The sequence below is a fragment of the Kribbella soli genome (genome assembly GCF_004331345.1).
In the GTDB taxonomy this organism is placed as follows: domain Bacteria; phylum Actinomycetota; class Actinomycetes; order Propionibacteriales; family Kribbellaceae; genus Kribbella; species Kribbella soli.
This window is the reverse complement of record NZ_SJJZ01000006.1, coordinates 297,391-323,739: the sequence shown is the minus strand read 5'-3', so window position 1 is coordinate 323,739 and position 26,349 is coordinate 297,391. Positions and strand designations below refer to the sequence as shown.

25 protein-coding genes are annotated in these 26,349 nt (G+C 68.8%); 16 read left to right on the top strand and 9 right to left on the bottom strand.

From position 1 onward, the window contains the following. The first annotated feature begins 29 nt into the window (after positions 1–29). On the top strand, positions 30–758 hold the full coding sequence (locus tag E0H45_RS40620) for an SDR family NAD(P)-dependent oxidoreductase (protein ID WP_131347847.1): 729 nt from the start codon (positions 30–32) through the stop codon (positions 756–758). Between the two features lie 3 nt (positions 759–761). Here the strand turns inward: E0H45_RS40620 and E0H45_RS40615 are convergent, their stop codons facing one another. Further along, a complete protein-coding gene (locus E0H45_RS40615; RefSeq protein WP_131347845.1) occupies positions 762–1,313 on the bottom strand; it encodes an NUDIX hydrolase family protein in 552 nt (183 codons plus the stop codon). A gap of 14 nt (positions 1,314–1,327) precedes the next feature. Next, positions 1,328–1,990 (bottom strand): AraC family transcriptional regulator, encoded by a 663-nt coding sequence (locus tag E0H45_RS40610; RefSeq protein ID WP_131347843.1) that lies wholly within the window; start codon positions 1,988–1,990, stop codon positions 1,328–1,330. 119 nt (positions 1,991–2,109) lie between these two features. On the opposite strand from E0H45_RS40610, the gene E0H45_RS40605 reads away from it, so the two are divergent. Together E0H45_RS40605 and E0H45_RS40600 are read left to right on the top strand one after the other, a co-directional pair. Then, entirely contained in the window at positions 2,110–2,871 is a 762-nt protein-coding gene (locus E0H45_RS40605) for a phytanoyl-CoA dioxygenase family protein (protein WP_131347841.1), read from the top strand. Positions 2,872–2,900: 29 nt separating this feature from the next. Continuing rightward, positions 2,901–4,133, top strand: a complete 1,233-nt coding sequence (locus E0H45_RS40600; RefSeq protein WP_131347839.1) for an MFS transporter — start codon at positions 2,901–2,903, stop codon at positions 4,131–4,133. Here E0H45_RS40600 and E0H45_RS40595 read toward each other — a convergent pair whose 3' ends face one another. Then, positions 4,134–4,883: a hypothetical protein gene (locus E0H45_RS40595; protein WP_238155678.1), complete on the bottom strand. Its 750-nt coding sequence runs from the start codon at positions 4,881–4,883 to the stop codon at positions 4,134–4,136. A 55-nt stretch (positions 4,884–4,938) separates the two neighbouring features. Here E0H45_RS40595 and E0H45_RS40590 point away from each other — a divergent pair, with 55 nt between their 5' ends. After that, on the top strand, positions 4,939–5,583 hold the full coding sequence (locus tag E0H45_RS40590; RefSeq protein WP_130382015.1) for an IclR family transcriptional regulator: 645 nt from the start codon (positions 4,939–4,941) through the stop codon (positions 5,581–5,583). A gap of 131 nt (positions 5,584–5,714) precedes the next feature. On the opposite strand, the gene E0H45_RS40585 is transcribed toward E0H45_RS40590, so the two are convergent. Continuing rightward, a complete protein-coding gene (locus E0H45_RS40585; protein WP_131347837.1) occupies positions 5,715–6,203 on the bottom strand; it encodes an Lrp/AsnC family transcriptional regulator in 489 nt (162 codons plus the stop codon). A 148-nt stretch (positions 6,204–6,351) separates the two neighbouring features. Here E0H45_RS40585 and hppD point away from each other — a divergent pair, with 148 nt between their 5' ends. The 7 genes from hppD to E0H45_RS40550 all read left to right on the top strand — a co-directional run bounded on the left by hppD (position 6,352) and on the right by E0H45_RS40550 (position 12,835). After that, entirely contained in the window at positions 6,352–7,554 is a 1,203-nt protein-coding gene (gene hppD / locus E0H45_RS40580) for a 4-hydroxyphenylpyruvate dioxygenase (protein ID WP_131347835.1), read from the top strand. Between the two features lie 184 nt (positions 7,555–7,738). After that, positions 7,739–8,212, top strand: coding sequence for a DUF2690 domain-containing protein (locus tag E0H45_RS40575; RefSeq protein WP_131347833.1), 474 nt, complete (start codon positions 7,739–7,741; stop codon positions 8,210–8,212). A gap of 51 nt (positions 8,213–8,263) precedes the next feature. Then, positions 8,264–9,640 carry an FAD-binding oxidoreductase gene (locus E0H45_RS40570; protein ID WP_131347830.1) on the top strand — a complete coding sequence of 459 codons (1,377 nt, stop codon included), beginning with the start codon at positions 8,264–8,266 and terminating at the stop codon, positions 9,638–9,640. A 150-nt stretch (positions 9,641–9,790) separates the two neighbouring features. After that, positions 9,791–10,390 carry a hypothetical protein gene (locus E0H45_RS40565; protein WP_131347828.1) on the top strand — a complete coding sequence of 200 codons (600 nt, stop codon included), beginning with the start codon at positions 9,791–9,793 and terminating at the stop codon, positions 10,388–10,390. A 47-nt stretch (positions 10,391–10,437) separates the two neighbouring features. Next, positions 10,438–11,103 carry a two-component system response regulator CseB gene (gene cseB, locus E0H45_RS40560; protein ID WP_165546781.1) on the top strand — a complete coding sequence of 222 codons (666 nt, stop codon included), beginning with the start codon at positions 10,438–10,440 and terminating at the stop codon, positions 11,101–11,103. A 3-nt stretch (positions 11,104–11,106) separates the two neighbouring features. Continuing rightward, positions 11,107–12,351 carry a HAMP domain-containing sensor histidine kinase gene (locus E0H45_RS40555; RefSeq protein ID WP_131347826.1) on the top strand — a complete coding sequence of 415 codons (1,245 nt, stop codon included), beginning with the start codon at positions 11,107–11,109 and terminating at the stop codon, positions 12,349–12,351. A gap of 70 nt (positions 12,352–12,421) precedes the next feature. After that, positions 12,422–12,835 carry a hypothetical protein gene (locus E0H45_RS40550; protein WP_131347824.1) on the top strand — a complete coding sequence of 138 codons (414 nt, stop codon included), beginning with the start codon at positions 12,422–12,424 and terminating at the stop codon, positions 12,833–12,835. A 47-nt stretch (positions 12,836–12,882) separates the two neighbouring features. Here E0H45_RS40550 and E0H45_RS40545 read toward each other — a convergent pair whose 3' ends face one another. The 3 genes from E0H45_RS40545 to E0H45_RS40535 form a co-directional block, all read right to left on the bottom strand. Continuing rightward, on the bottom strand, positions 12,883–16,641 hold the full coding sequence (locus tag E0H45_RS40545) for an endo-alpha-N-acetylgalactosaminidase family protein (RefSeq protein WP_131347822.1): 3,759 nt from the start codon (positions 16,639–16,641) through the stop codon (positions 12,883–12,885). A gap of 181 nt (positions 16,642–16,822) precedes the next feature. Further along, positions 16,823–18,037, bottom strand: a complete 1,215-nt coding sequence (fahA, locus tag E0H45_RS40540; protein WP_131347820.1) for a fumarylacetoacetase — start codon at positions 18,035–18,037, stop codon at positions 16,823–16,825. Next, positions 18,034–18,888 carry a hypothetical protein gene (locus E0H45_RS40535; protein ID WP_131347818.1) on the bottom strand — a complete coding sequence of 285 codons (855 nt, stop codon included), beginning with the start codon at positions 18,886–18,888 and terminating at the stop codon, positions 18,034–18,036. The genes fahA and E0H45_RS40535 overlap by 4 nt, the downstream gene beginning before the upstream one ends. A gap of 74 nt (positions 18,889–18,962) precedes the next feature. Between E0H45_RS40535 and E0H45_RS40530 the strand changes: the two genes are divergently transcribed. Together E0H45_RS40530 and E0H45_RS40525 are read left to right on the top strand one after the other, a co-directional pair. Then, a complete protein-coding gene (locus E0H45_RS40530; RefSeq protein WP_131347816.1) occupies positions 18,963–20,156 on the top strand; it encodes a homogentisate 1,2-dioxygenase in 1,194 nt (397 codons plus the stop codon). A 23-nt stretch (positions 20,157–20,179) separates the two neighbouring features. Continuing rightward, positions 20,180–20,878 carry a Hint domain-containing protein gene (locus E0H45_RS40525; RefSeq protein WP_238155677.1) on the top strand — a complete coding sequence of 233 codons (699 nt, stop codon included), beginning with the start codon at positions 20,180–20,182 and terminating at the stop codon, positions 20,876–20,878. Between the two features lie 117 nt (positions 20,879–20,995). On the opposite strand, the gene E0H45_RS40520 is transcribed toward E0H45_RS40525, so the two are convergent. Continuing rightward, positions 20,996–21,787, bottom strand: coding sequence for a polysaccharide deacetylase family protein (locus E0H45_RS40520; protein ID WP_131347814.1), 792 nt, complete (start codon positions 21,785–21,787; stop codon positions 20,996–20,998). Positions 21,788–21,901: 114 nt separating this feature from the next. Here E0H45_RS40520 and E0H45_RS40515 point away from each other — a divergent pair, with 114 nt between their 5' ends. Further along, on the top strand, positions 21,902–23,752 hold the full coding sequence (locus E0H45_RS40515; RefSeq protein ID WP_131347812.1) for a bifunctional metallophosphatase/5'-nucleotidase: 1,851 nt from the start codon (positions 21,902–21,904) through the stop codon (positions 23,750–23,752). Positions 23,753–23,780: 28 nt separating this feature from the next. On the opposite strand, the gene E0H45_RS40510 is transcribed toward E0H45_RS40515, so the two are convergent. Beyond that, positions 23,781–24,752, bottom strand: a complete 972-nt coding sequence (locus E0H45_RS40510) for a hypothetical protein (RefSeq protein ID WP_131347810.1) — start codon at positions 24,750–24,752, stop codon at positions 23,781–23,783. 95 nt (positions 24,753–24,847) lie between these two features. On the opposite strand from E0H45_RS40510, the gene E0H45_RS40505 reads away from it, so the two are divergent. Both E0H45_RS40505 and E0H45_RS40500 read left to right on the top strand, forming a co-directional pair. Then, positions 24,848–25,537 (top strand): FadR/GntR family transcriptional regulator, encoded by a 690-nt coding sequence (locus tag E0H45_RS40505; protein ID WP_238155676.1) that lies wholly within the window; start codon positions 24,848–24,850, stop codon positions 25,535–25,537. Between the two features lie 11 nt (positions 25,538–25,548). Then, positions 25,549–26,277: a creatininase family protein gene (locus tag E0H45_RS40500; protein WP_131347808.1), complete on the top strand. Its 729-nt coding sequence runs from the start codon at positions 25,549–25,551 to the stop codon at positions 26,275–26,277. Positions 26,278–26,349: the final 72 nt, after the last annotated feature.

Here is a 26,349-nt window from a genome sequence, read left to right as displayed (position 1 = left end):
CTGCGCCGGATCACCGGAGGGTGGAGGCCATGAACACGAGGAAGATCGCGCTCGTCACGGGCGCCAACAAAGGCATCGGCAAGGAGATCGCGCGGCAGCTCGGGCAGGCCGGTTTCACCGTGCTGGCCGGGTCGCGGGACCTGCACCGCGGCGAGCTGGCGGTGAAGGAACTGGTTGCCGAGGGCCTCGACGTGGTCGGGGTCCAGCTGGAGGTGACCGACAAGGCCTCGGTGCGGGCGGCGGCCGAGCGGGTCGCGGCGGAGTACGGGCGGCTCGACGTACTGGTCAACAACGCGGCGATCATCCCCGCGGGCGACGACGCGGTGTCGCGGATCGAGGCCGACGTACTGTGGTCTGCGTTCGAGACCAATGTGCTCGGGCTGGTGGGCGTGACGCAGGCCTTCCTGCCGCTGCTCCGGAGTGCCGAGGCCGCTCGGATCGTGAACCTGTCGACGTCGCTGGCGTCGTTCGAGCAGGTCGGCGATCCGGAGTCGCGGATGTCGACCGTGCTGACCGTCGGCTACAACGCGTCGAAGGCGGCGGTGAACATGGTGACGGTGATGCTCGCCAACGAGCTGCGTGGCACCGGCATCCTGGTGAACGGCGCCGACCCCGGCAACTGCGCGACCGACATGGGCGGCTGGACCGCCGCCCGTACTCCCGCTCAAGGCGCAGCGGTCGCTGTCAGTCTCGCGACACTGGGTTCCGACGGACCGACCGGTCACGTGTACGCCGAGGAAGGTCGCCTCGCCTGGTGAGCCTCAGACGATCGCGCCGGACCACGCCAGGGCCTGCTTGAGCAGCTGGCCGCGGCCGCCCTCCATGTCGTTGAGCAGGCTCGGCGCGAGCGCCTCCTCCGGCGTCAGCCAGGTCAGCTCGAGCGCGTCCTGGCGTGGGTTGCACTCGCCGGTGACGGGGACGACGTACACGAGGGCGACCGCGTGCTGGCGCGAGTCGTGCAGTGCCGGGCTCATGCCGGGGAACGGGAAGTACTCCGCGACGGTGACCGGGACCAGCGTGGACGGGAGCCGCGGGAACGCGGAGGGGCCGAGGTCCTTCTCGATGTTGCGCTGCAGCGCGTCGCGGATCGGCTCGTTGTGCAGTACGCGCCCGGAGACCAGCGTGCGGGTGATCTCGCCGTTCGCTGGGGAGGTGCGGAGCAGGACCCCGATGTGCTCGATCTGGCCGAGCGTGTCGACGCGGACCGGGACGGCCTCGACGTACAGGATCGGTACCCGCGTCCGGGTCTCGGCGAGCGCGAACTCGGACAGCCAGCCGGGATTCGGGTCAGGCGTTTGCACAGACGACGTCATGAGCACATCTTTGCTTACGGTCTGAAAGCGGACCTGTACTGGGATGGACTGAGTCCGAATGTTGAGCGGAATCTTCTCGTCGCGTGGCTCGGATCGTGCCAGCCGACCTGTGCGCCGATGGTTGCGACCGGTAGCTCGGTCTCGATCAGGAGGCCGGCGGCGCGCTCGGCGCGGATGCGGGTCAGGTAGGCCATCGGGGACAGGCCGACCGACTTGCCGAAGAGCCGGATCAGGTACCCGGGTGCGAGGTTGACGCGGGCGGCGAGCTGGTCGAGCGTCCAGGGTTCGGCGAGGTCGGATTCCAGCAGGCGCATCGCGTGCTGCACTGCCGGATGCGTCGGCGCTCCCACTCCGAGAGCGTTGGGCCCGAGAGCTCCCGGTACGAGGGCGCCGGACAGCAGTCCGAACACGTCCGGTCCGAGATATGCGTTCCGCACCACGAGGTCCTCGCAGTCGACGTACCCGTGCCACTCACCGGGCCGCAGTACGACGACCGAGTCCGGCGCCAGCGCGACCTCGCCGGCCGCCGACACGTGCGTACCCCGCCCGGCCACCACGACCGCGATCTCGAAGAACGCGTGGCTGTGCGGCGCGACGTCCGCGACCACCTCGAGCCGCTCGCCCGCCACCGGCAACCGCGGGTCCGGGAAGACCGCGCTGCTCAACACGTTGTGCATCCTGTCCTCCAGGAGGTCAAGATCGGTCAAGTCCTGGTGAACCACCGCCTGTCCCCGCGCCGAGGCAACCGCGACGCTGGAAACACCTACCAGGCCACCGGAATCCGAGGAGCACACCGATGACCACGACCGACCCTACGGCACCCGTGACCGTCGACGAAGAGACCATTTCCGCCTACCGCCGCGACGGCGTCGTCCGGATCCGGAGCATCATCGGCCGCGACGAGGCGGCCCGGTTCGCGGCCGCTGCGACCGAGTGGACCGCGGGCGCCGACGACCTGTTCAAGGAGTCGAAGATCTTCAACCAGTACGTCAACGTCTGGCAGCAGAACGACGTACTGCGGGAGCTCACCCTGGACCCGCGGCTCGCCGCGGCGGCGACCGCGCTGGCCGGCGTACCGCTGCGGATCTGGCACGACCAGCTGCTGATCAAGCCACCGCACAACGGTGCGGCGACCGAGTTCCACCAGGACGCGCCGTACTGGCCGCACGCCGGTTCGCGGGCCTCGCTGTCCGCGTGGATCGCGCTGGTCGACGTACCGGTCGAGCGTGGCTGTATGACGTTCATCCCGGGCTCGCAGGACCACCAGGACCTGCGCCGTCAGGATCTGTCGGACCGCGACGACCTGTTCCGCGCCGCGCCCGACCTGCGCTGGGAGAAGCGCCTCACGATCCCGCTGCAGGCCGGCGACTGCACCTTCCACAACGCGTACCTGGCGCACTCCGCGACACCGAACTTCACCGACGACCCGCGGATCGCGCACGTCAACATCTACTTCGACGCCGAGGCGACGTTCACCGGCGCCGGTCACGTGGTCACCGACGGCCTCGACCTGACCGCCGGCCAACCGCTCGACCACCCGCGATTCCCGACTGTTTAATTTTTCACGTTGTGACATAAGTTGTCAGGGTGCGTCTGCTCACCGACATCCGCCCGCTGCGTGAGTCCGCCGACTTCCGGAGGTTGTGGATCGGGTCGACGGTGTCGCAGCTCGGCCAGCAGATGACCGCGGTGACCGTCTCGATCCAGGTTTACGCGCTGACGCACTCGACGTTCTCGGTCGGGCTGGTCGGCCTGTGCTCGCTGGTCCCGCTGATCGTCTTCGGGCTGTACGGCGGTGCGATGGCCGACGCGATCGACCGCCGTACGCTCGCCCTCGTCTCGTCGGCGGGGTTGTGGCTGCTCTCGATGGTTCTGGTGCTGCAGTCGCACCTCGACTGGGCACAGGTCTGGGTGCTGTACGCCGTGGTGGCCTGTCAGTCGGCGTGCTTCGCGGTGAACAACCCGGCCCGGTCCGCGATCATCCCGCGGCTGATCCGGCCCGAACTGTTGCCGGCCGCGAACACGCTCAGCCAGGCCGCGTTCAACCTGGGCTTCACCGCCGGACCGCTGCTCGGTGCGGCGGTGATCGCCTGGCGAGGGTTCGCGGCGGCGTACCTGGTCGACGTGATCACGTTCACCGCGGCGCTGTACGCCCTGTTCCGGCTGCCACCCGTGCCTCCGACCGGCGCCGTACGGCGGGCCGGGCTGCGGTCCGTGCTGGAGGGGTTCACGTTCCTGCGCGCCGCGCCGGCGTTGCTGGCGACGTTCCTTGCGGACATCCTCGCGATGGTGTTCGCGCAGCCCCGGGCGCTGTTCCCGGCCGTGGCGGGCGCGTTCTTCGGCGGCGGCGTACGGACCGTCGGCCTCCTGCAGGCCGCGCCCGCGATCGGGGCGCTGATCGGGGTGATCTTCTCCGGCTGGGTGACCCGGGTCCGCCGTCAGGGCGTGGCGATTGTGCTGGCGATCACGGCGTACGCCGTTGCCGTCGGGCTGTTCGGGTTGTCCCGGACGATCTGGCTGGGCGTTGCACTGCTCGCGCTGTCCGGGGCGGCCGACATGGTCAGTTCGGCGTACCGGAACACGGTGCTGCAGTCCGCCGCGCCGGACGCGATGCGCGGCCGGCTGCAGGGGGTGTTCATCGTCGTCGTTGCCGGTGGCCCGCGGCTCGGTGACTTCGTCGCCGGTACGACGGCGTCGCTGACCACCCCGACCGTCGCGTTGCTCGGCGGCGCCGCGGTCTGTGTCACCGGGCTGCTGATCCTGCTGGCCCGGAACCGTCCGTTCCGGGTCTACGACTCCCAGACCCGCGCGCTCAGCTGATCAGCCGCCGGTCGCGAGCTTCTTCAGGACGGTGAACCAGGAGTCCATGTCCGGGTTGATCTCGCTCACCGGCTCGTCGTCGATGGTCACGATCTTGCGGTCGCCGAGCGGCTCCTTCAGCTTGATCGGGGTGACAGACATGTTGCTGTCCTCCGGACAGGGCGCGTCGGTGTCGACGACCACCATGATCTTGTCCTCGAGTTGCTGGACGCTGAGGTCCGACGCGCACTTGCCGACGGTGCCGAACAGCAGGTCCGCCTCGTCGTACTTGGGGGCGTTCTGGATCCACTTGAGGTACTTCGGCTTCTTCCCGTCCACCCGCTGGTAGTACTTCACCGGCTGCGGGCTCTTCTCGTCGGGCGCGCGCGAGCCGTCGCCGATGAACGTGCCGTAGATCATCTCGATGCACGGGTCCTTGGTGTCCGGGCCGTCGATCGCCCCGAACGCGCGGGCGGCCTTGTAGCAGCCGACCGCCTCACGGTTCAACGAGATGTTGAAGCCGATCAGCGCGACCGCGCCGACGACCATCGCGATCGCCAGCATCCGGCGGGACTTGAGCTGCGCCGGGCCGAGGATTCCGGCCGCCCGGCGGGCCTCCTCGGGGGTGGCGTCGGCCGGCACCGAGGTGGTGCGGAACATCGCCGTGATCGAGCTCGTCCATTGCGGATTGATGATGGTCGGAACGGCATAGACCAGGATCAGACCGACGATCACGGCAATGGCTGGAAGCAGCGACCAGTAATTTCGCACGGCAGCAAGATACGGGGCCATCGGGCCGCGCACGAATAACGGATACTCTTGCTAGGTGCCCGCCGAAACCTCGCAGACGCTCGACCGGGGGCTGACCGTCCTCGAGTTGCTGGCGGACGCCCCTGACGGGCTGTCCATCACCGAGCTGGCCGCGGCGCTCGGCGTCAGCCGCACCGTCGTGTACCGCCTGGTGAACACGCTCGAACTGCACCGGCTGGTACGCCGCGACAGCGAGGGTCGCGCCCGGCTCGGTCTCGCCGTACTGCACTACAGCCGGCGAGTGCAGCCGACTCTGCGTGACGCCGCGCTCCCGGTCCTGCGCTCGCTCGCCGAGGACACCGGCGCCACCGCGCACCTCACCGTCGCGGACGGTGAGGAGGCGCTCGCGATCGCGGTCGTCGAGCCGAGCTGGACCGACTACCACGTCTCCTACCGGATGGGTTCCCGGCACTCGCTCGACCAGGGCGCGGCCGGCAAGGCGATCCTGGCCGGCCGCCGCAAACCAGACCCCGCCGGCCGTCCCTTTGTCGTCACCTCCGGCGAACTCCAGGCCGGCGCCCAAGGCGTGTCCTCCCCGGTCCTGGGTGTCCCAGGCGTCGAGGCCTCCATCGGCGTGGTCGTCCTCGGCAAACTCGACCGCGACTTCGTCGGCCCCCGCGTGGCCCGCGCCGCAGTCGAGGTCGCCAAACGCCTCGCCTGACCCGCCCACCCCCATCACCCCGGCCGCCCCTCACCCCATTTGCCTGGCAGACCCAGCAATTTGCCTGGCTCACCAGCGAAATCGGGGGTTCATGACCCTGGTTGAGGGTCATGAACCCCCCATTTGCTGGGTCAGCCAGGCAAATGAGGTTTGGTGGCGGTGGCTGCTTCGACCAGGGGGAGGACTCGGTGGGGGATCTGCTCGGCCAGTGCGATCACGGTGGAGGCGCGCTGGATGCCTCGGACGATGACTACCTGGTCGATCACGCGTTGGAGGTCGGCGTTCGAGCGGGCGACGATGCGGCACCACAGGTCCTCGGCGCCGGTGATGGTGTGTACCTCGAGGACCTCGGGGATGCGGGCGAGCGCCTCGGCGACCGTGGTGTGACCCGAGCCCTGCTCGATCTGCAGCGTCGCGAACGCCGTCACCGGGTAGCCGATCGCGCTCGTGTCGATGTCCGGCCCCCACCCCCGCACCACGCCGTCGCGCTGCAGCCGGTCCAGCCGTGCCTGCACGGTCCCGCGCGCGACCCCGAGCCGGCGTGACGCCTCCAGTACGCCGACCCGTGGCTCGGCCGCGAACAACCCCAGGATCCGGGCGTCCAGCGCATCGACCGTCATGGCCAACCTCCCGCGATGGTCAGACTGACCAAATAGTCCAGCAACATCCGCAGCATACTGCACAGCTTGTCCAGCGAAACAAGGAACTGTTGCGCAACCTGCGTCCGCCTACCAGGCTCGGCTGCACGAACCCGACCCGGGAGGGCCCATGACCAGCACCGACCTCACCCCCGCAGAGCTCGACGCCGATCTCGACCTCGACCAGCTGAAGCAGCTCGTCGGCCTGGTGCCGTACGACGAGAGCACCGACCCGTTCCCGGTCACCGCCATGGACGCGGTGGTGTTCGTGGTCGGTAACGCCACCCAGACCGCGAAGTGGTACCAGCTCGCGTTCGGGATGGACCTGGTCGCGTACTCCGGCCCCGAGACCGGCTCCAAGGACAGCAAGGCGTACGTCCTCAAGGCCGGCTCCGCCCGCTTCGTCATTTCCGGCGGTGTCAGCCCGAAGAGCACCCTGCTCGACCACCACCTCAAGCACGGTGACGGCGTCGCCGACCTCGCCCTTGAGGTCCCCGACGTCGACAAGTGCATCGCGCACGCGCGCAAGGTCGGTGCCGTCGTCCTCGAGGAGCCGAACGACGTCTCCGACGAGCACGGCACGGTCCGCCGTGCGGCGATCGCGGCGTACGGCGACACCCGCCACACCCTGATCGACCGGAGCAAGTACGACGGCCCGTACCTGCCCGGCTTCATCGCGGCCACCACCAAGGTCACCCGCCCCGAGGGGCACCCGAAGCGGCTGTTCCAGGCCGTCGACCACGTGGTCGGCAACGTCGAGCTCGGCAAGATGGACGAGTGGGTTGCCTTCTACAACAAGGTGATGGGCTTCGTGAACATGGCGGAGTTCATCGGCGACGACATCGCCACCGACTACTCGGCGCTGATGAGCAAGGTCGTCGCCAACGGCAACCACCGGGTGAAGTTCCCGCTGAACGAGCCGGCGGTGGCGAAGAAGAAGTCGCAGATCGACGAGTTCCTGGAGTTCTACGACGGCGCCGGCGCGCAGCACATCGCGCTCGCGACCAACGACATCCTGCGCACCGTCGACATCATGCGGGCCAACGGCGTCGAGTTCCTGAACACGCCGGACTCCTACTACTCCGACCCGGAACTGCGGGCCCGGATCGGCGAGGTGCGGGTGCCGATCGAGGACCTGCAGTCGCGCGGCATCCTGGTCGACCGCGACGAGGACGGCTACCTGCTGCAGATCTTCACCGCGCCGATCGGCGACCGCCCGACGGTGTTCTACGAACTGATCGAGCGGCACGGCTCACTCGGCTTCGGCAAGGGCAACTTCAAGGCGCTCTTCGAGGCCATCGAGCGCGAACAAGAGCGTCGCGGCAACCTCTAAGAGGGTGTCTGAGCGTCCTCTAGGACCCGGTTAAACGGGTAACCGAGGCCCAGAACCTTGCCGGTAGCAACTGCACACGGCGTGTCGCCGTCCGATTACCGGAATGACTGTCCGGGCAGGCTCCGTTCGCGTAGTGTGCCTTCCTGAGTGGGCGTCGGGGCGTGCACTCAGGAAGGGTTTCGTCATGAAGACACTGAGCATTCTGCTCAGCACCGCCGGCCTGGCCGGCGTGGGCGCGATCGCGTTGTCCGCTCTACCGGCAGAGGCGGCCACGGCCGCCAGTTGCTCGGGCGCGAGGTCCATCGCATCGGCGCCGATGCTGCGTAACCATCAGCCGCCCAGCTGGGGAACGGTCCGGCTCGTCCGGGACAGCTGCTATCAGTACTGGGCCGAGATCACCATGGCGTCGCCGCTGGTGGCCAACGCGAAGGCCAACGCCTTCCTGGTGCAGTACGGCGGCGGCAACAACGGCCGGGTGCTCAGCTGCGACAGCAGCGGCGGCAACGGCTCGGTGATCCAGGGCCAGCGCACCTGCCGGACACCGAAGGTGAAGGCGACCGCCGGCAGCATCACCTTCGCGGCGATCGGCCGCGAGTACCACAACTACGGCGGCGGCTACGAGGAGATCTCGGAGAACGTCACCAAGCGCACCCGCTGAAACCAGCGGGCAGGGCGGGCAGTACCGCGGAGTATTAACTAGGCTCGACCTATGAGTGAGGTTGTCGAGCAGCTGCGTCAGGTGCTGCCGCCCGAGGCGCTGGTGACCGATCCGGACCGGATGGAGAGCTACCGGTACGACCGGGCGATGTTCTGCCCGGCCGGAGTTCCGCTCGCCGTCGTGCTGGCCCGGGAGACCGCGCACGTGCAGGCAGCGGTGCGGGTCGCGGCCGAGGCCGGCGTACCGATCGTGCCGCAGGGCGCGCGGTCCGGCCTGTCCGGCGCCGCCAACGCTCTCGACGGTTGCATCGTCATCTCGCTGGAGAAGATGGACCAGATCCTGGCGATCGAGCCGATCGACCGGTACGTCGTTACTCAGCCAGGGGTCTACAACGCGGTCCTGTCCCGCGCGGTCGCGGAGCACGGGTTGTTCTACCCGCCGGACCCGTCCAGCTGGGAGTTCTGCTCGATCGGCGGCAACCTGTCCACGAACTCGGGCGGCCTGTGCTGCGTGAAGTACGGCGTGACCACGGACTACGTGCTCGGCCTGGAGGTCGTGCTCGCCGACGGCCGGATCCTGCGGACCGGGCGGAAGACCGTGAAGGGCGTCGCCGGGTACGACCTCGCGAAGCTGATCGTCGGCAGCGAAGGCACGCTCGGCATCATCACCGAGGCGACCTTGGCGCTGCGCCCGGCCGCCGCGAAGCCGAAGACGATGGCCGCACTGTTCGGCTCCGGCGTCGAGGCCGGGAACGCGATCCTGGAGATCATCCGCAGCGGCGTCTCGCTCAGCCTGCTGGAGATCATGGACCGGACCACGATCCGTGCGGTCAACAAGTACAAGCGGATGGACCTGCCCGACGAGGCCGCCGCGATGCTGATCGCCCAGTCCGACGCGGGCGGCGAGGCGGGCGCCGCCGATGTCGCCGCGGTGGCCAAGCTGTGCCGTGACCACGGCGCGCTCGAGTGCATCGAGGCCGAGGACGACGCCGAGGGCGAGTTGCTGCTCGAGGGCCGCCGGGCCGCGCTGACCGCGCTGGAGGAACTCGGTACGACGATGATCGACGACGTCGCCGTACCGCGCTCGCGGCTGGCCGAGTTCATCGGCCGGATCGAGGCGCTGTCGGCCGAGCTGGACATCACGATCGGTGTCCTCGGGCACGCCGGCGACGGCAACATGCACCCGACGGTCGTCTTCGACCAGACCGATCCGGCGCAGGCCGAGCGGGCCCAGGTCGCGTTCGACCGGGTGATGGAGATCGGGCTGGAGCTCGGCGGCACCATCACCGGCGAGCACGGGGTCGGGGTGCTGAAGCGCACCTGGCTGGCGGAGGAGATCGGGCCGGTCGCGCTCGACGTGCACCGGGCGATCAAGACCGCGCTGGACCCGAAGAACCTGCTGAACCCGGGAAAGGTCGTCGCCGGGTGACCCACTGACCACGCCGTGACGGAACCGCAATAGAACTGTCGAGGCCACTCGACGTCCACGCCCGTCGAATGTGACGTCCGGCCGACACCATGGGAAGTGAGGACGTGTACGAATTCGCGGGGGGACTTGATGCAGGGTAGGAGGCGCCCGATGGGTCTGTGGCGCCGTACCGTGCTGCCTGCCGTCGCCGCGGTGGTCGCAACGATCACGCTCGCCGCCTGCGGGAACGGCGGGGGACTGCGCGTCGAGGGCCCCGAGTCACCCCCTCCGACGACCCCGACACCGTCGGTCGCGTTCGGTACCGGCAACCCCTCTCCGCACGCCGAGCGCACCCCGCAGGTGGCCGTCGACCTGTACAAAGTCCGGGCCCGGCTGCTCGCCGATCGGCACCTGTCCGGCTACTCGCGGACAGTCCTTTCGAATTGCACCGTGATTTCGCGTTGCCTCAGCAGGGGTAAGACCGTTGATGTATTGCACAGCGGTACACCTCAGCAGATCGTCCTGATCCATACTCTGGAGAAGTTCGTCTTCGGTATCTTCCTGATCGCCGTCGAGCCGACCGGCCCGCGACCGATCTGGAACCTGGATGTCGAGCAACCGACCGTGAACGCCAGCCCGCAAGGTGACCTGGTGGTCGAGTCGAAGATCTTCGGGATCGACGACCCGGTCTGCTGCCCGTCCGGCCGACGGGTCGAGGTCTACCGTTGGAACGGTCGGCAGATGATCAAGGTGAGCTCGACGGACCAGTAGGGAGACCCAAGTTCGTGGTACCGGAAGAACCGGCAGCGCGCATTCTCATGGTTGAGGACGACGCGGTGATCCGTGAGGCAACCCAGTTGACCCTCGAGCGGCACGGCTACGACGTGACCACGGCCGAGGACGGCCTGGAAGCGATCGAGCGCTTCGAGAAGATCCACCCGGACGTCGTGATGCTCGACATCATGCTGCCCGGGCTGGACGGAATCTCGGTGTGCCGACGGATCCGCGAGACCAGCACGGTCCCGATCGTGATGGTGTCCGCGCGCGGAGACGCGCTCGACGTCGTACTCGGTCTCGAAGCAGGCGCCGACGACTACGTGACCAAACCGTTCGACACCCAGGTGCTGGTGGCACGGCTGCGGGCGGTGATGCGGCGCGCGGTCTCCGATCCGGAGCGTCCGGCACCGGCGGCCGGTTCCGGTGTGGAGTCGTTCGGCGACCTCGAGCTGGACCGGGAGGCGCTGGAGGTACGACGCAGTGGACAGACCGTCCAGCTGACGCCGACCGAGCTCAAGCTCCTGATCGAGTTCGCGAACAACCCCGGTGTGGTGCTGAGCCGCTCGACCTTGCTGCAACGGGTCTGGGACTACGAGTGGGGTGGCGACGGCCGGCTGGTCGACGTCCACCTGCAGCGGCTGCGGACCAAGATCGGTGCCGACCGCATCGAAACCGTCCGCGGCTTCGGGTACAAACTCAGGGCATAGCGGATGGGACTGCGCGGCAAGCTCGGTCTCATCTTCCTGCTGGTCTCCGCGCTCGCGATCCTCGTGCTGTGCGTCGCGGTCTACACCCAGGCCCAGTCGGCCCGGCTGGACCGGACGCGCAGCTTCGCGGACGAGCGGATCCAGCTTGCGGCGCAGAGCTACGACACCAACGACGTACCGGTGTTCGGAGCGAAGGTCGACGATCCGGAGCTGCCGCCGCAGTTGCGGTCCGCCGTGCTCGAAGGCAAGCGGGCCACGTTCAAGACCGGGTCGCCGCACGCGAAGATGTGGGCGGCGGTCGCGGTCAAGGACGGGAAGGTGCTCTCGATCGAGCAGGACTACGAGAGCACCGACGACTCGATGAAGGCCTTGCAGCAGGCCCTGATCCTCGGCGGGATCGGCACGGTCGCGCTGGTCGCCCTGGTCAGCGTCATCCTGGCCGGCAGCCTGTCCAAACGGATTGTCGCGGTCGCGGGCACGGCCCGGCGGATCGCGGCGGGCGACCTGGACGCGTCCGCGGCCGAGGCCGTTGGCAAGGGCAAGGACGAGGTGCAGTCGCTGGCGACCGCCCTCGACACGATGGCCAGCTCGCTGCGCGGTCAGCTCGAGGCAGAGCGCCGCTTCACGGCGGACGTTGCCCACGATCTGCGTACGCCGGTGACCGGGCTGACCACCGCCGCCGAACTACTGCCGCCCGGCCGTCCCAGCGAACTGGTGCGCGATCGGGCGAAGGTGCTGCGGCGGCTGGTCGAGGATCTCCTGGAGATCGCCCGGTTCGACTCGGGCGTCGAGCAGGCCGATCTGGAGCTGGTCGGGCTCGGCGCGTTCGTTGGGTCGGCGGTCGGGCGGTTGCGGATGCAGCAGTCGCTCGCGCCGGACAGTGTGATCGTGCACCAGACCGGGCCGGACGAGACGGTGTCGACCGATTCGCGGCGGATCGAGCGGATCCTGGCGAACCTGATCGTCAACGGGCTGCGGCACGGCAAGCCGCCGGTCGAGGTCACGGTCAGCGGCCGCACCGTCGAGGTCGTTGACCACGGCAACGGATATCCCGAGGAACTGATTGCCGAGGGCCCGCGCCGCTTCCGGTCCGGGATGGCCGAACGCGGCGCCGGGCACGGCCTCGGCCTGACCATCGCGGTTGGTCACGCCAAGGTTCTCGGCGCAGAGCTGACGTTCGGCGAAGCACCTGGCGGCGGCGCGCTGGCCCGGCTGGTGTTGCCACCCGGACCTGAGACGGTGTTGTAACACAACCTTTCCGTCGACCGCCGCGTCTTCCTCTCCGTAACACCAACAAAACGAGGGGAAACCAGTCATCATGCGTACTCAGTTCGTTCGTCGTACCGCTGCCGCCTTCGCCGGTGTCGCGCTCGCCGCCGCCGGTCTCGGTGTCGCCGGCGCCCTGCAGGCCAACGCCGCCACCACTCAGCAGAGTGCGGTGAGCACCCCGGCCGCGGCGAAGTCGATCACGATCAAGTCGGACAAGGCCACCGCGAAGGCGTGGACGAAGGTCTCGTTCACCGGCAAGACGTCCGGCATCGCGAAGAACACCGTCGTCCAGGTGCAGCGGCTGCAGAACGGCAAGTGGGTTAACTTCCCGGCCACCACCAAGGTGACCAGCCGGGCGACCTACTCGGTGTGGGTGCAGAGCGGCCGGGTCGGCGTGAACAAGTTCCGCGTCGTCGCAGCGAACACAGCGTCCGCGCCGATCTCGGTGACCATCACCAAGTAATACAGGCGAAAGCGGCGCCACTCCCTAGTGGCGCCGCTTTCTGTTGCCTAGTGCGTTCCGTATACGTTGAACTCGGCGGCTGATCCGAAGACCGCGCCGTTGAGCGAGCTGGTGCCGACGAACTTCACGTACCGGCCGGGCTTCGCGGTGAAGTCGACTCGCTGTACGGCGGTGGAGTTCGGGAACTGCCCGGTCGCAACCGGCGTGCCCCAGTCCTGACCGGCCGCGCTGACATAGATCTCGTACCCCTTGAACATCCCGTTCGTGCCACTCTGCCGCGGCAGGTAGCCGAACCCGTTCACCTGGTACGTCGACCCGAGATCGAGCGTCATGTAGTGCGGGTACCCGGCCGGCGTGCTGACCTCGGACCAGGCGGAATGCCAAAGGGTGCTGGGGTTTCCGTCCAGCGCCGAGGTCGCGGCACCACCCGTGGCGACGTCCTCACTGCTCACGTCGGCCACCTTGATCCGGGACTGCGGAACGATCCCCGGCGGCAGCACAGTCGCCTCCGCGCTGATCGTTGCCTGACCACCCGTCGCAGTCAGCGGGTACTTGCCCTCCGGCGTACCGGCCGGGGGAGTCACGTCCCACGTGGTCGTCACACTGGTGCCTGCGGCAACGGTCGCGTGGGTCGCCGGCGTGGTCGCCGTGACGGTCCAGCCGTCCGGTGCGGTCAGGCCCAACGTGATGTTGCTGGCGGCCACCACATCGTTGTTGGTGAACGTGGTGGTGACGGTGTTCGCTTCACCGGAGACAAGCCCGTTCAGGCCCGACACCGCGACCGAGGTGCAGTCCGCCGGCTGCGACGTCGTACCGAGATCCGTCACGGCGAAGTTGTCCATGATGAAGTCGCTCTGGTCGCCGCCGTCGGTGAGCTTGCGCAGTCCGACCCAGTAGTCGCCGCCGCAACCGGCCACGAACTCCTGGTTGAACGTCGCCTTCGTCCGCTGCTCGCCGATCGGCGTCGCCTTGACCTCGACGGACGCCGGCCGGTCGACCCCCTGGACCCACGCGTACTGACCGGCGCGACCGCTCTCGTAGTCGAAGCTGACCTTGTACTTGTGGCCCGGCTGGAAGTTCACCGTCCACGGCGCGGTCCGGTAGACCAGCCCTTCGTTCTCCTCGTGCGACTTGAGCGACCAGGTGCCGTCGAGCACGTCGTCGACCAGCTTCCCGTTCCAGCCCGCCTGCGTGTACGGCGCATGCTTGGGGGCGAGCACTGTCCGCGGGTCGGTGACACCACCGGCATCGCCCTTCACGAACGGCCCCCAGCCCTGGTCGACATGCTCGAAGTCGTCGACGAGCCCGGCCGCAGGCTTCGTCGTTTCGACCACCCGCACATCGTCGAGACGAACCCGCGCTGCACCCGCGGCTGCCCCGATTGTCAGGTCAGCCGTGCTTCCCTTGGCCTGGAACACGACTCGGGCGCGCTGGTAGTACGCCTCATGTTTGTCGTCGGCGGCAACCACGTTCTGCGCGGTCGATCTGGTGACCTGGTTGCGAGCGCCGTCGACGGTCACCGTGGTCGGGCGGGACTTGCCGGGCTCGACCTCGATCCAGGCGGAGGCGCTGTACGTGCGACCGCGGGTCAGGCCCGTCAGTTGCTGCCGGATCGACGAAGCCTTCGTCCCGAGTTCGGCGACGTGCTGGCCGTTCTCGAGGGTACCGATCGTCGCGTTACCGGTCACGTTCCAGGCCGCGAGGTTGCCGGCGTTGAAGCCGGGGTCCTTGACGTGCGAGCTCTCGCCCCAGTTCGCGGGCCGCGGCGTCGGCCCCGTGTCCGGGTAGACCACGTACGGCTGGCCGGCCTTCGCGTCGAGGCTGATGCTGCCGTTGCGGACAGGCGCGGTGGCGACCTTGACCCGGCCGGTGTCGGTCAGCTTGTAGACGGAGAAGGACCGAGTGCCGGCGAAGGCCGCGGGCACCTGCCAGGTGGTGTGGCCGCCTGCCGGGTTGTAGTGGTACAGCTTCTTGTTGTCCCACGGCAGCAGGTACTTGTCGCCGTCGAGCACCTTGGCGTTGCCGACGTACACGGTCCGCTTGCCGTTCTCGACCGCGCCGCGGACGCCGCCGGTGAACGTGATGTCGCCGCTGTTCCAGTCCAGGATCTTCTGCTGCTGCAGGAACTTCGCGGGTAGATTGCGCTGCCAGATGTTGGTGTAGAACGCGTTCCAGTCGGTCTCGCCGGTCCAGCCCTCGAACTCGACGATCGCGGTCTGGCCGAGGATCGGGTCGTTGTTCCAGACGTCCTTCTCGTGGTTGCGGACGAACCGGATGATCTGCGAGTTCAGGCCCTTGTTGGTGGCACCGCCGTAGTCGAGGTCGTTGGCCCAGTGCGACCACAGCGACGTCCGCTCGTGCCGGTCGGCCCACTCGGTGGCGATCTGCCAGCCCTGGCCGGCGAGCTGCCGGGACAGGCCGTCGGCGAGCCAGCCCGACTGGTAGTACACGTCGATGTACAGCTCCTGCAGGTTCTTGTCGGTCTCGTCGCGGAGCTGCTGGAACCGCTTCACGATGTTGCCGGAGGCAAGATCAGGGCGCTGCTTGATGTAGTAGCTCTGGTTCAGCCAGTTCCAGCCCTTGGCGTTCTTGTCCACCAGGTCCTCGCTGAAGGCGTTCGCCTCCGGGTAGGACTCGGTCGCGTTGACGTGGACGCCGAACGCCGCGTTCCAGGACTTGCCCTGCTTGAGCAGCGTGTTCAGGTCGGTCAGGCCGCCGGCGCGGGTGTTGTAGTTGCCGCCGTAGTCCGGGTGGGCGGAGTCGTGGCCTTCAGCGCCGTACCCCTTCAGGACCGTCATCTGACCGAGGCCGTCGGTCGCGAGCGAGATCCGCTTGACGTCGTCGAGCGTCCGCAGGAACGGGTGCGTGGCCTGGCTGGCGAAGTTGAACGGGATGTGCGTGATCACCCGGTTCTTGACCTGGTCGCCGCCGTTCGGCTCGGTCATGATCGAGCGGAACGCGACGGCGCCGTCCTCCCAGTCGACCGTCCGGTCGTTGTTCGCGTCGGGGGTGACGACGACCTTCGCCCAGGGGAGCGGTTCGGTGTACGGCGACGTGTCGGCACGGTACGTCCATTGGCCGCTCCACACGCCGACGCGCGTACTGCCGTCGGCGGCCTTGCGGGCGCGGTGCCAGAACCGGGCGCCGTCGTCGACCGACGGCCCGGACGGCTTGTCGTACACCGAGTTCGACTCGATGCCCGCCGCGAGCCCGCTGGTGTTGACGAACGCGTACGCCGCTCCGGCCGCAGCCGTGTCGCCCGGCGTGCTCGCGGTGACCGGCGTGATCTTGTCCGCGGTCCGCGTCGAATCCGGATCCAGCGTGGTGAACGCGGTCGTCGCGCCCGCGTCCGTACTCGCCACCGAGACCAGGTCGTGGTCAGGGATGTCGATGGTGTGCACGCGACTCGTATCGGTGTCGCGCACCGCGTCGATCGCGAACTTCGTCACCCGCCCCGTCACGCTCAGACTCGCGTCCAGCTCGACGCCGGGCAGGGCGTCGAAGGCCAGCGTGTACGCCGCTCGTCCGCCGTCGACCGTCGGCGACGCGGCGAGATGCGCGGTGCGGGCCACGCCGTCGATCGTGACCGTCGAGATCGCGTCCGGCTGACCCCCGAGGGCCTGCCCGGAGGCGTTGTCGACGTACTTGACCACCCGGGGAAAGTCCGCCCCGACGGTGACCGTCAACTCACTCGACCGCAAGGTCAGGTCGCCGGCCGTGCTGTCAGCGTGCGCACCTGCAGGCACGCTCAGCACACCGGCGGCCAGGGCCACAGCCAGTACTCCACACCCCACTGAACGTTTCATGCCGATGAAGTTCGCACGTAAGCGCTAACTCGTCAAGAGAAACAAACAGTAATGAACATCTTCGCCCTACTTTCCCGCTCGAAGGATCCACTGTGGGCTCGCACCAACCGTTTCGGCCGCTCGCAGATGGTCGGTGGGGGCCCAAAGACGTCGGCGGGAGTGGTGTGAGGTGGCGAGGCGGTCAGGCTGGTGGGGTGTGGGCGGGGGTGATGCGGCCGGTGACGTCTCCGAGGCCGAGGCGGGATCCGTTTGCTGTGGTCGCCCAGGCGGAGATGGTGACCTCGTCGCCGTCCTCGAGGAACGTGTGTTCCTTGCCGTCGACGATCAGCGGCTCACGGCCGCCCCAGCTCAGTTCGATGAAGGAGCCGCGTTGGTTCTTCTCGGGCCCGCTGACGGTGCCGGAGGCGTAGAGGTCGCCGGTGCGGATCGTGGCGCCGTTGACGGTCATATGGGCGAGCATCTGCGCGGGTGACCAGTAGAGATCGCGGTACGGCGGACTGCTGACGTGATGGCCGTTCAGGGAGACCTCGAACGTGATGTCGTAGTTGACCAGATTCTTGCCGGCCAGATACGGGAGGACGGGAGGGTCCTGCGCCGGGAGCGGGACGGCGGCGGCCGCGAGTGCGTCGAGGGAGATGACCCAGGGGGAGATCGACGTGGCGAAGGACTTGCCGAGGAACGGGCCGAGCGGCACGTACTCCCAGGCCTGCAGGTCGCGGGCGGACCAGTCGTTGACGACGACCACGCCGTACACGTGCTCCTCGAAATCCTCAACAGGAACAGGCTTTCCGAGCGTGGACGGCGTACCGACGACGTAGCCGAGCTCGACCTCGATGTCGAGCCGCTGGGACGGGCCGAAGGTCGGGGACGTCGCGTCCGGGGCCTTGCGCTGACCGCTGGGGCGGACGATGTCGGTGCCGCTGGCAACGATCGTGCCGGCCCGGCCGTGATAGCCGACGGGCAGGTGCTTCCAGTTCGGCAGCAGTGGCTCGGAGTCCGGGCGGAACAGCCGGCCGAGGTTCGACGCGTGCTGCTCGGAGGCGTAGAAGTCGACGTAGTCGCCGACCTCGAACGGCAGCTGCATCGTCACCGCGGACTGCGGGATCAGGTGCGGCTCGACGGCGTCCCGGTCGTTCTCGTTGCGGACCAGGTCGAGCAGCCAGTTCCGGGTCGCGCGCCAGGCCGGGCGGCCGAGCGCGAGGAACGGGTTCAGCGTCGGCTCGGCGAACAGTTGCGCGCCGTCCAGCATCTGCGCGGATGCGACCGGCGCGAGGTCGATGATCTGGTCGCCGATCGCCGCACCCACCCGCGGCTCCTCGTCGCCGTGCCGGAACACACCGAGTGGCAGGTTCTCCGGCCCGAACGGCGAACCGTCCGGGATGTCGATCCAGGTCATGGGGCCTCCATCAGGTTCAAGGCGATCAGGTCCGCGCGCGGCTCGTCGATACTGCAGGAGCCGAACGACGTGAACCACCGGCGCGTGCTTGCCGCCTGATCGTCGGACAACTCGCGCGCCCGCGCCGCCAGCACCTCACCGTCGCGCTGGTCCAGCAGTTCGACCAGTTCGTCGTGTGCGGCCCCGTCGAGCGACGCCCGGGTCGCGAGCAGCACGTTGAGGAACCCGTGGTGCTCGAAGCCGGTGTCTTCAGCGGTATGCCGGACCGCGTTGTGCAGGCCGGCCGTGCACTTGAAGGCCACTTCGCGGTCGAGGCAGGCGGTGATGAAGGCGGCCACCTGGGCAGCCGACGGGAACAGCGCGGCGTCGAGGCCGCCGGTGCGGAGCTTGGCGGCGTACCCGGCGTCGGCGACCACGTCGAGCGCGCGCTCCCACGCCCCGTCCAGGCCGAGCTCGACGTACGCCGTCTCCTCGTCGAGGCAGTCGTCGCACGCGCGGACCACGCGCAGCGCGTTCCGGGACAGGTCGTCCTCGTCGCGCAGCCGGACCTCGACCGCGGTCACCTCGACGTCCTTCGAACGGTCGCCCCAGCGGACGGCCGGCTCGATCCCGCCGGCGCCGCCGGAGATCACCACCGCCACGCGGAGTGGTGCCGTGCCGGTGCGGGCCGCTTCGGCGGCGACCTTCATCAGGTCGTCGTCGGTGCACACGAACGTGCCGACCAGGTCGGCGTACGGCGCCCGGCGGTGGACGTGGTGGGCCGCGACGGCCTCGGGCAGCGGCAGGTTGCCCGGCGGGAACATCGAGGCGTCGTCGACCAGGTGCCGGTACAGCGCAGGGACGGTTGACATGGGTCGAAGCCTAACGGATGCTTTCGGTAAGCGGACGCACGCGTCCGAATAGCGTACAAGCAGGAGTGGCGGAGATGGCGTTCTACCGGCAGGTCGGGGAAGTTCCACCGAAGCGGCACACGCAGTTCCGGAAACCGGACGGCGGGCTGTACTACGAGGAGCTGATGGGGGAGGAGGGGTTCTCGTCGGACTCGTCGCTGCTGTACCACGCCGGCGTACCGTCCGCGATCGTCGATTCCCAGGTGTGGGACCTGCCGGATCTCGCCACCGTCGCGAACCACCCGCTCACGCCGCGGCACCTGAAGCTGCACGACCTGTTCACCGAGACGTCCAAGTCGAACGCCGTGGAGGACAGGCGGCTCGTGCTCGGCAACGGTGACGTCCGGATCTCGTACGTCGTGGCCGAGCAGCCGTCGCCGTACTACCGGAACGCGATCGGCGACGAGTGCGTGTACGTCGAGAAGGGCTCGGCGACCGTGGAGACCGTGTTCGGCGTACTGAACGCGGTCCAGGGCGACTACGTGATCATCCCGCGCGCGACCACGCACCGCTGGCTGCCCGGGCCGGAGGGCGTGCACGCGTACGCCATCGAGGCGAACTCGCATATCGCGCCGCCGAAGCGCTACCTGTCCCGGTACGGCCAGTTCCTCGAGCACTCGCCGTACTGCGAACGCGACCTGCACCCCACCATCGAGCCGCTGGTGGTCGAGGGGACCGACGTCGAGGTGCTCGTCAAGCACCGCGGGAACGGGGCCGGCGGGATCGTCGGCAGCCGGATGACGTACGCGACCCACCCGTTCGACGTGGTCGGGTGGGACGGCTGCCTGTACCCGTACACGTTCAACGTGAGCGACTTCGAGCCGATCACCGGGCGGGTGCACCAGCCGCCGCCCGTGCACCAGGTGTTCGAGGGGTACAACTTCGTGGTCTGCAACTTCGTGCCGCGGAAGGTCGACTACCACCCGTTGTCGGTGCCGGTGCCGTACTACCACTCGAACGTCGACTCCGACGAGGTGATGTTCTACTGCGGCGGCGACTACGAGGCGCGGAAGGGCTCCGGGATCGGGCTCGGGTCGATCTCGCTGCACCCCGGCGGGTACGCCCACGGGCCGCAGCCGTCGGCGATCGAGGCCTCGCTGGGTGCCGAGCGCTTCGAGGAACTGGCCGTCATGGTCGACACCTTCCGCCCGCTCGAACTCGGCGAGGGCGGCCAGGCGGTCGACGACGGCGTCTACGCCTGGACCTGGGCAGGTCGCCGCAAGAACTGACAGTCTGTGGGATTCTGTCCCCTGTGAGTGAGGACGGGGACGTAGCTTCACAGGTTTCAGAGGTCAGTACTTCAGAGGCCGGGCCGGAGGTGCAGGTGCCGCCACGGGATCCAGGGCAGTCGTTCGTGGTCGGGGTCGACCGGGATGCGGTGCTGCGCCGGCGCGAGGTGGTGCGGACCGTGGAGCGGCGCGGTGCGTGGGTGACGCTGGCCCTCGGCGCGATCGGTATCGTCGCCGCGATCTACGCGCTGATCGCCTTCCGCGGCTCCGGGATGTGGCCGTTCGCGCTGTTGTTGATCGTGGCAATGATCCCGCTGGTGCTCAGCACGGTCCTGGTGTACCGCGTGCAGGCCGAGCGGGTGGAGTGGTACGACGCCAACGAGCTGCCGCCGGTGGCGATGCGGATCTCCGCCAAGGGCCTCGAGCTGGCCTGCGACGGCGCCGCCTTCCCCGTCGTACTGCCATGGGCAACCGTCCGCGGCTTCACACAGCACAAGCTGCTCGGCCAGTACATGCTCGACCTGGCTCTGGTCCGCGGCGTCGGCGCGACGACGGCCGGTGTCCGCGGTCTCGACCAGCCGTCCGTCCGCAGCGTCGTCAAGCCGAACCCACTGCTGCGCCCCACCGGCATGTTCCTGGTCAAGGCGCTCGACCAGCCGGTGCACGTCATCGACGAGGCCATCAGGCACTTCTCCGACGGCGCCGCAGGCGTGCTGCGCTGACCTGCCGACCTGCGAAGCTCAGGTCATGGACGAAAGCTTCGTGGTCGGCCCGATGCGCGACGAAGTACTGCGACGCCGCCCCGCCGCGCTCGAACTCGGTATCGAGGGCGTCGCGCGTTAGCAGGGCAGCGAGCGGTACGTGTAGCCGAGCTTGGTGAGCTTGGTCAGGGCTCGGTCGAGGGCCGCGACGGTCTCGGAGCGGTTGCCGCCGCCGTCGTGCATCAGGATGATCGCCCCGGGACGGGCCCCGGCCATGATCGCGTGCTCGATGCTGGCGGCGCCGGGCTTCTCCCAGTCCTTCGTGTCGACGTCCCAGAGCACCTGCCGCTGGTGGTACGCCGCGGCGATCGCCTGGATCTTCGCGTTCGTGGCACCGGTCGGCGGCCGCAGGCACTTCGACTTCACGCCCATCGCGATCTCCTGCCGCACCTTCGCGTCCGGCAACAGGGTCAGCGTCTTGTGGTCCCAGGTGTGGTTGCCGACGGTGTGCCCGGCGGCCCGCTCGGCGGCGATCAGTTCCGGGTACTGCGCCACCTGGATCCCGAGCACGAAGAAGGTCGCGTGGGCCTTGTGCTTACGCAGTACCTGCAGGACCCTCGGGGTCCACTCGTGCTGGGGACCGTCGTCGAAGGTCAGGTAGAGCACCTTCCCGTGCGCCGCCAGGTTCCAGTCGTCAGCAGGCGGCTTGGCGACCGGGGGCTTGGCAGGCGGCGTGGGTTGTTTGGTCGACGACGGTTCGCCGCGCTTGGACGTGACCGGCGTACCCAGCAGTCCGTGGCCGGACGTCGGGGAGACAGGCGCGGCTGCGGACGTGACGGAGTGGTCGGAGGGCGTGGCGGCTTGGGCGAGGACGGCACCGCAAAGGAGGGCGGCGACCAACGGCAGGACTTTGCCGGGCGGCTTGGTCATGAGGGCCATCTTCTCGCGTGGGCGGGGCCATGCGTTCACGGGGTGGGGGTGTGTCGCCCGTATCGTGTGCTTTCGGGCCGGAGATCCCGGCGTACGGACCTGTGAGGCGGGGCGATGACGGACAGCGGTGAGCGGACGAGCATGACACGACGCACGGTGATCGGTGGGGCGGCGGCGCTGGCCGCGGCCGGTTTCCAGGCGGTCCCGGCGTACGCCGGTGACGACCGCGGCGGGCCCGGGAAGACCGTCCGGCTGACCGTGATGGGCACCACCGACCTGCACGGCAACGTCTTCAACTGGGACTACTTCAAGAACACCGAGTACGACGACAGCGCGCACAACGACATCGGCCTGGCCAAGATCTCGACGCTGGTCAGCGCGGTCCGGGACCGGATCGCCGCGGACCGGCGGGCGCCGCGCCCGCTGCTGCTGGACGCCGGCGACACCATCCAGGGCACGCCGCTGGCGTACTACTTCGCGAAGATCGAGCCCATCACCGGCGGTCACACGCACCCGATGGCGGCCGCGATGAACCGGATCGGGTACGACGCCGCCGCGCTCGGCAACCACGAGTTCAACTACGGCCTCGACATCCTCCGCAAGTTCCAGCGGCAGCTGCGGTTCCCGCTGCTCGGCGCGAACGCCCAGGACTGGACCACAGGCCTGCCGGTGTTCCCGCCGTACACGCTGAAGCGGGTGCACGTGCCGGGGGAGAAGCCGATCACCGTCGGCATCCTCGGCCTGACCAACCCGGGGATCGCGATCTGGGACAAGGCGAACGTCGAGAACAAGCTGAAGTTCGGCGGCATCGTCGAGCTCGCGAAGATCTGGGCGCCGCGGGTCCGCAAGGCCGGTGCCGACGTCGTGATCGCCTCCGTGCACTCGGGGATGGACCTGTCCTCGTCGTACGGCGACGCGCTGCCGTACCCGGAGAACGCGTCGGTGCTGATGGCCGAGACCGTCCCGGGTATCGACGCCGTCCTGGTCGGTCACGCGCACCTGGAGATCCCCGAGCGGCTCGTCACGAACAAGACGAGCGGCGAGCAGGTGGTGCTCAGCGAGCCGCTGAAGTGGGGTATGCGGCTGTCGCTGTTCGACCTCGACCTGCAGAAGGTCCACGGGCAGTGGAAGGTCGTCGGCCGGCACAGCCAGGTGCTGAACGCGAACACCGTCGGCGCCGACCCGGACGTCGTCGCGCTGCTGCAGAAGGACCACGACAAGGTCGTCGAGTACGTGAACTCGAAGATCGGCACCTGCACCGAGGCGATGTCCGCGGCGACCGCGCCGTGGGAGGACACCGCCGCGCTGGACTTCGTCAACTTCATCCAGGCCGACGCGGTCTCGAAGGCCCTCGTCGGTACGCCGCAGGCGTCGCTGCCGGTGCTCGCGATCGCGGCCCCGTTCAACCGGGCCGCCGCGATCCCGGCCGGCGACGTGTCGATCCGCGACGTCGCCGGGCTCTACGTCTTCGACAACACGCTGCTCGGGGTGACGATGACGGGTGCGCAGATCAAGGACTACCTGGAGTTCTCCGCGCAGTACTTCAAGCAGGTGACCGGCACCGGGCCGTTCCCGTCCGACCAGGTCACCAACGCCCCGACCCCGACCGCGCCGAACGGTACGCCGGATTACAACTACGACATCCTCGGCGGCCTGTCGAAGCCCCTGACCTACAAGATCGACATCGCCAAGGCAGCCGGCGCGCGGATCACGGACCTCGCGTACGACGGCACGCCGGTCGCGGCCGACCAGCAGTTCGTTGTCGCGGTCAACAACTACCGCCAGTCCGGCGGCGGCAACTTCCCGCACGTCAAGACCGCACCGGTCGTCTACAACCGCCAGGTCGAGATCCGCCAGCTGATGATCGACTACGTCACCGCCACCGGCGAGGTCAACCCGAACACCTTCCACACCGGCGACTGGTCCCTGGTCTCGAACGGCGCCCCCATCACCGTCACCCCCTGACCCGCTCGGCGTTCGCTGCGAGTGGCTGTTACGCCAGCCACTCGCAGAAGCCGCAGCCGACCGATTCGGCGGCAAGGGGAAAGGCTGAGCGCGGTCGCAGAGATCTCGCGATCCGTTCGGCGCGGGCGTCGTGCTGTCGCTGGACGTCCGCGCCGCCATAGGTTCCGGCCCGAACGTAGGCCCACTGGCGATCCCCGGCGTGGACGAAGTACTGGGTCTCGCCGTGGGCGCCGTGTGCTTGCCACAGGTTCGGGACGAGTTCCGTGCAGCCGGTGACCGTGACCGGGCCTTCGATACGGTCGGTGAAGCCGGTGCACGGCGCCTGGTCCGGGGCCGCGTTGCGAACGGTGACAGAGACCTCGGCGATCCGCTGTCCGTTCGACGGGGGCTCCATCACGTCGTACTCGAACCCGGAGTCCCACGAGCGCACGGAGTAGGGCCAGGTGCCGTCCAGGTCGGTCTGCAGCGGTCGGGCGATGACAGCCTCGATCCGCCGCTCTTCCGACCACACCTTGGCGAGCTTGAACCCGGCCGGAAGGGCGCCGAGGAGTACGACGCCTGCCGCGATCAGAACCGCCCCCGTCGACGGCCGCGTCCACTGCCGGTGCCCGCCGTCGGTCGGCCGATGGCAGCGCTGGAGAACCGCGCTGGCCGAGAACGCGACAGCGGCCAGCAAGAGGAGTGGCTGGGCCCACCCGAGGAGGGCTGCCCATGCCGCGGCGAGCAGAGCCAGTACTCCGACCGCGGCGCCGGTGCCGAAGATCGCGCCGACGTGCAGACGGATCGCGAATACCAGGATCGCGAGCGCCATCGCGATCCCGCCGCCGAGAGCGCCGTACGCGATGCCGCCGACGGCCGCCCAGCATTCCTCGTCGGGCAGGCAGTTCGCGGACTGGACGCTCGTCACGATGATCCCGACGACGACGGCCACGCCGAGACCGATGCCCAGGGCCCGGAACCCGATGACGACGATCGAACCCGCCCAGGTGCGCTCCTTCATGCCAGCAAGGTACGGGCACGGACGGTCACCGCGACTGAGCAGAACTACTCGTTCGAGGTCTTGACCGGGATGTGGCTAAGTGATTTAGTCACTTCGTGACTTACTCAGCATCTGAGGCGCTGCCCAGTTTGTCGGACCGGTTGACCGAGTCGATCCTCGGGATCATCCGGGACGGCGGGCTGCGGCCCGGTGACGCGATCCCGTCGGCGCGCGAGTTGGCGAAGCGGTTCGCGATCACCACGCCGACGGTGCGGGAGGCGCTGCGGAAGCTCGAGGCGACCGGGGCGGTCGAGTTCCGGCACGGCTCCGGGACGTACGTCGGCCCGACGATCAACAACGTCGTACTGGCGAATCCGCACCGGCCGCCGATCACGAAGGACTCGGTGTTGCAGCTGATCAGTGCGCGCCTGGTGATCGAGCCGGCCGTCGCGGCGCAGTCGGCCCTGGCGCGCCAAGCCGAGAACCTGGAGCGCCTGGAGGCCGCGGTCACCAACGCGCTCGTCCCGCCCGGTGGACCGGCGTTCGCGCTGAACTTCCATGTCGAGCTCGCGGCCGCGTCCGGGAACCCTTTGCTGCAAGAGGTTCTGGCGTCGCTGCTGAAGGTTCGCGTCCGCGAGCAGCAGCAGATCCGTGCGTTGTACGACAACCGCGGACGTGATCACGAGGAGCACCAGGCGATCGTCGAGGCCGTCCGCGCACAGGACGCCGTACAGGCCGAGCGGCTGACCCGGGAGCACCTCGACAACATCCGCCGCGCCGTCGAGTCCTCGCCGGAGCTGTCGTGAAGCTTGCCGAGATGACGACCGATGAAGCGCAGGCCGCCGTACGCCGGTCCCCGCTGGTGATCGTTCCGGTCGGCGCGCAGGAACAGCATGGCGGCGGGATGGCGATGTCCACCGACACCGTCCGCGCCGTCGGTGTCGCCGAGCGGGTCGCGGAACGGCTGGCCGGTCGCGCGGTGATCGCCCCGGCCGTCCCGTACGGCGTCTCGCCGCACCACATGGCGTTCCCCGGGACGATGACGTTGTCACCGGCAACGTTCCTGCAAGTTCTCCGGGATCTGGTGTCCAGCCTGCACGACCACGGCTGGCGGCAGTTCCTGGTGATTACAGGGCACGGAGGGAACAACGCCGCCCTGTCCGTGCTCGCGCAGGAGTACGTCCGCAGCGAGCTCACGTTCGCGTGGACCCCGGTCACGTCCGTCGTTTCGGACCTGATCACAGGAGTCAGCGAGGTGCACGGTCACGCCGGTGAGGCGGAGACCGCGCAGATGCTGTACCTCGCACCGGACCTGGTCCAGGCCGACCGCCTGGAACCCGGCGCCACCACGCTCGACGACCTGACCACCACGGCCCGGCTCTCCCGGCAGTCGCGCGGACCGCGGCTGTCCGTCGGGTTCGACGCGTACCACAAGCGTGGCGTGCTGGGTGATCCCCGCCGCGCCACAGCCGAGGACGGCCGGCTCCTCGTGGAGACCGCCGCCGACCGGATCGCCGCCTTCGCCGACGAGTTGCTCTCGGCCTGACGCTGCACCCCCGAACACTGGACCTTCGCTCAGGGAGGTCCAGGCGCGAGCCTGCCCGCCTGCAGGCCGCAT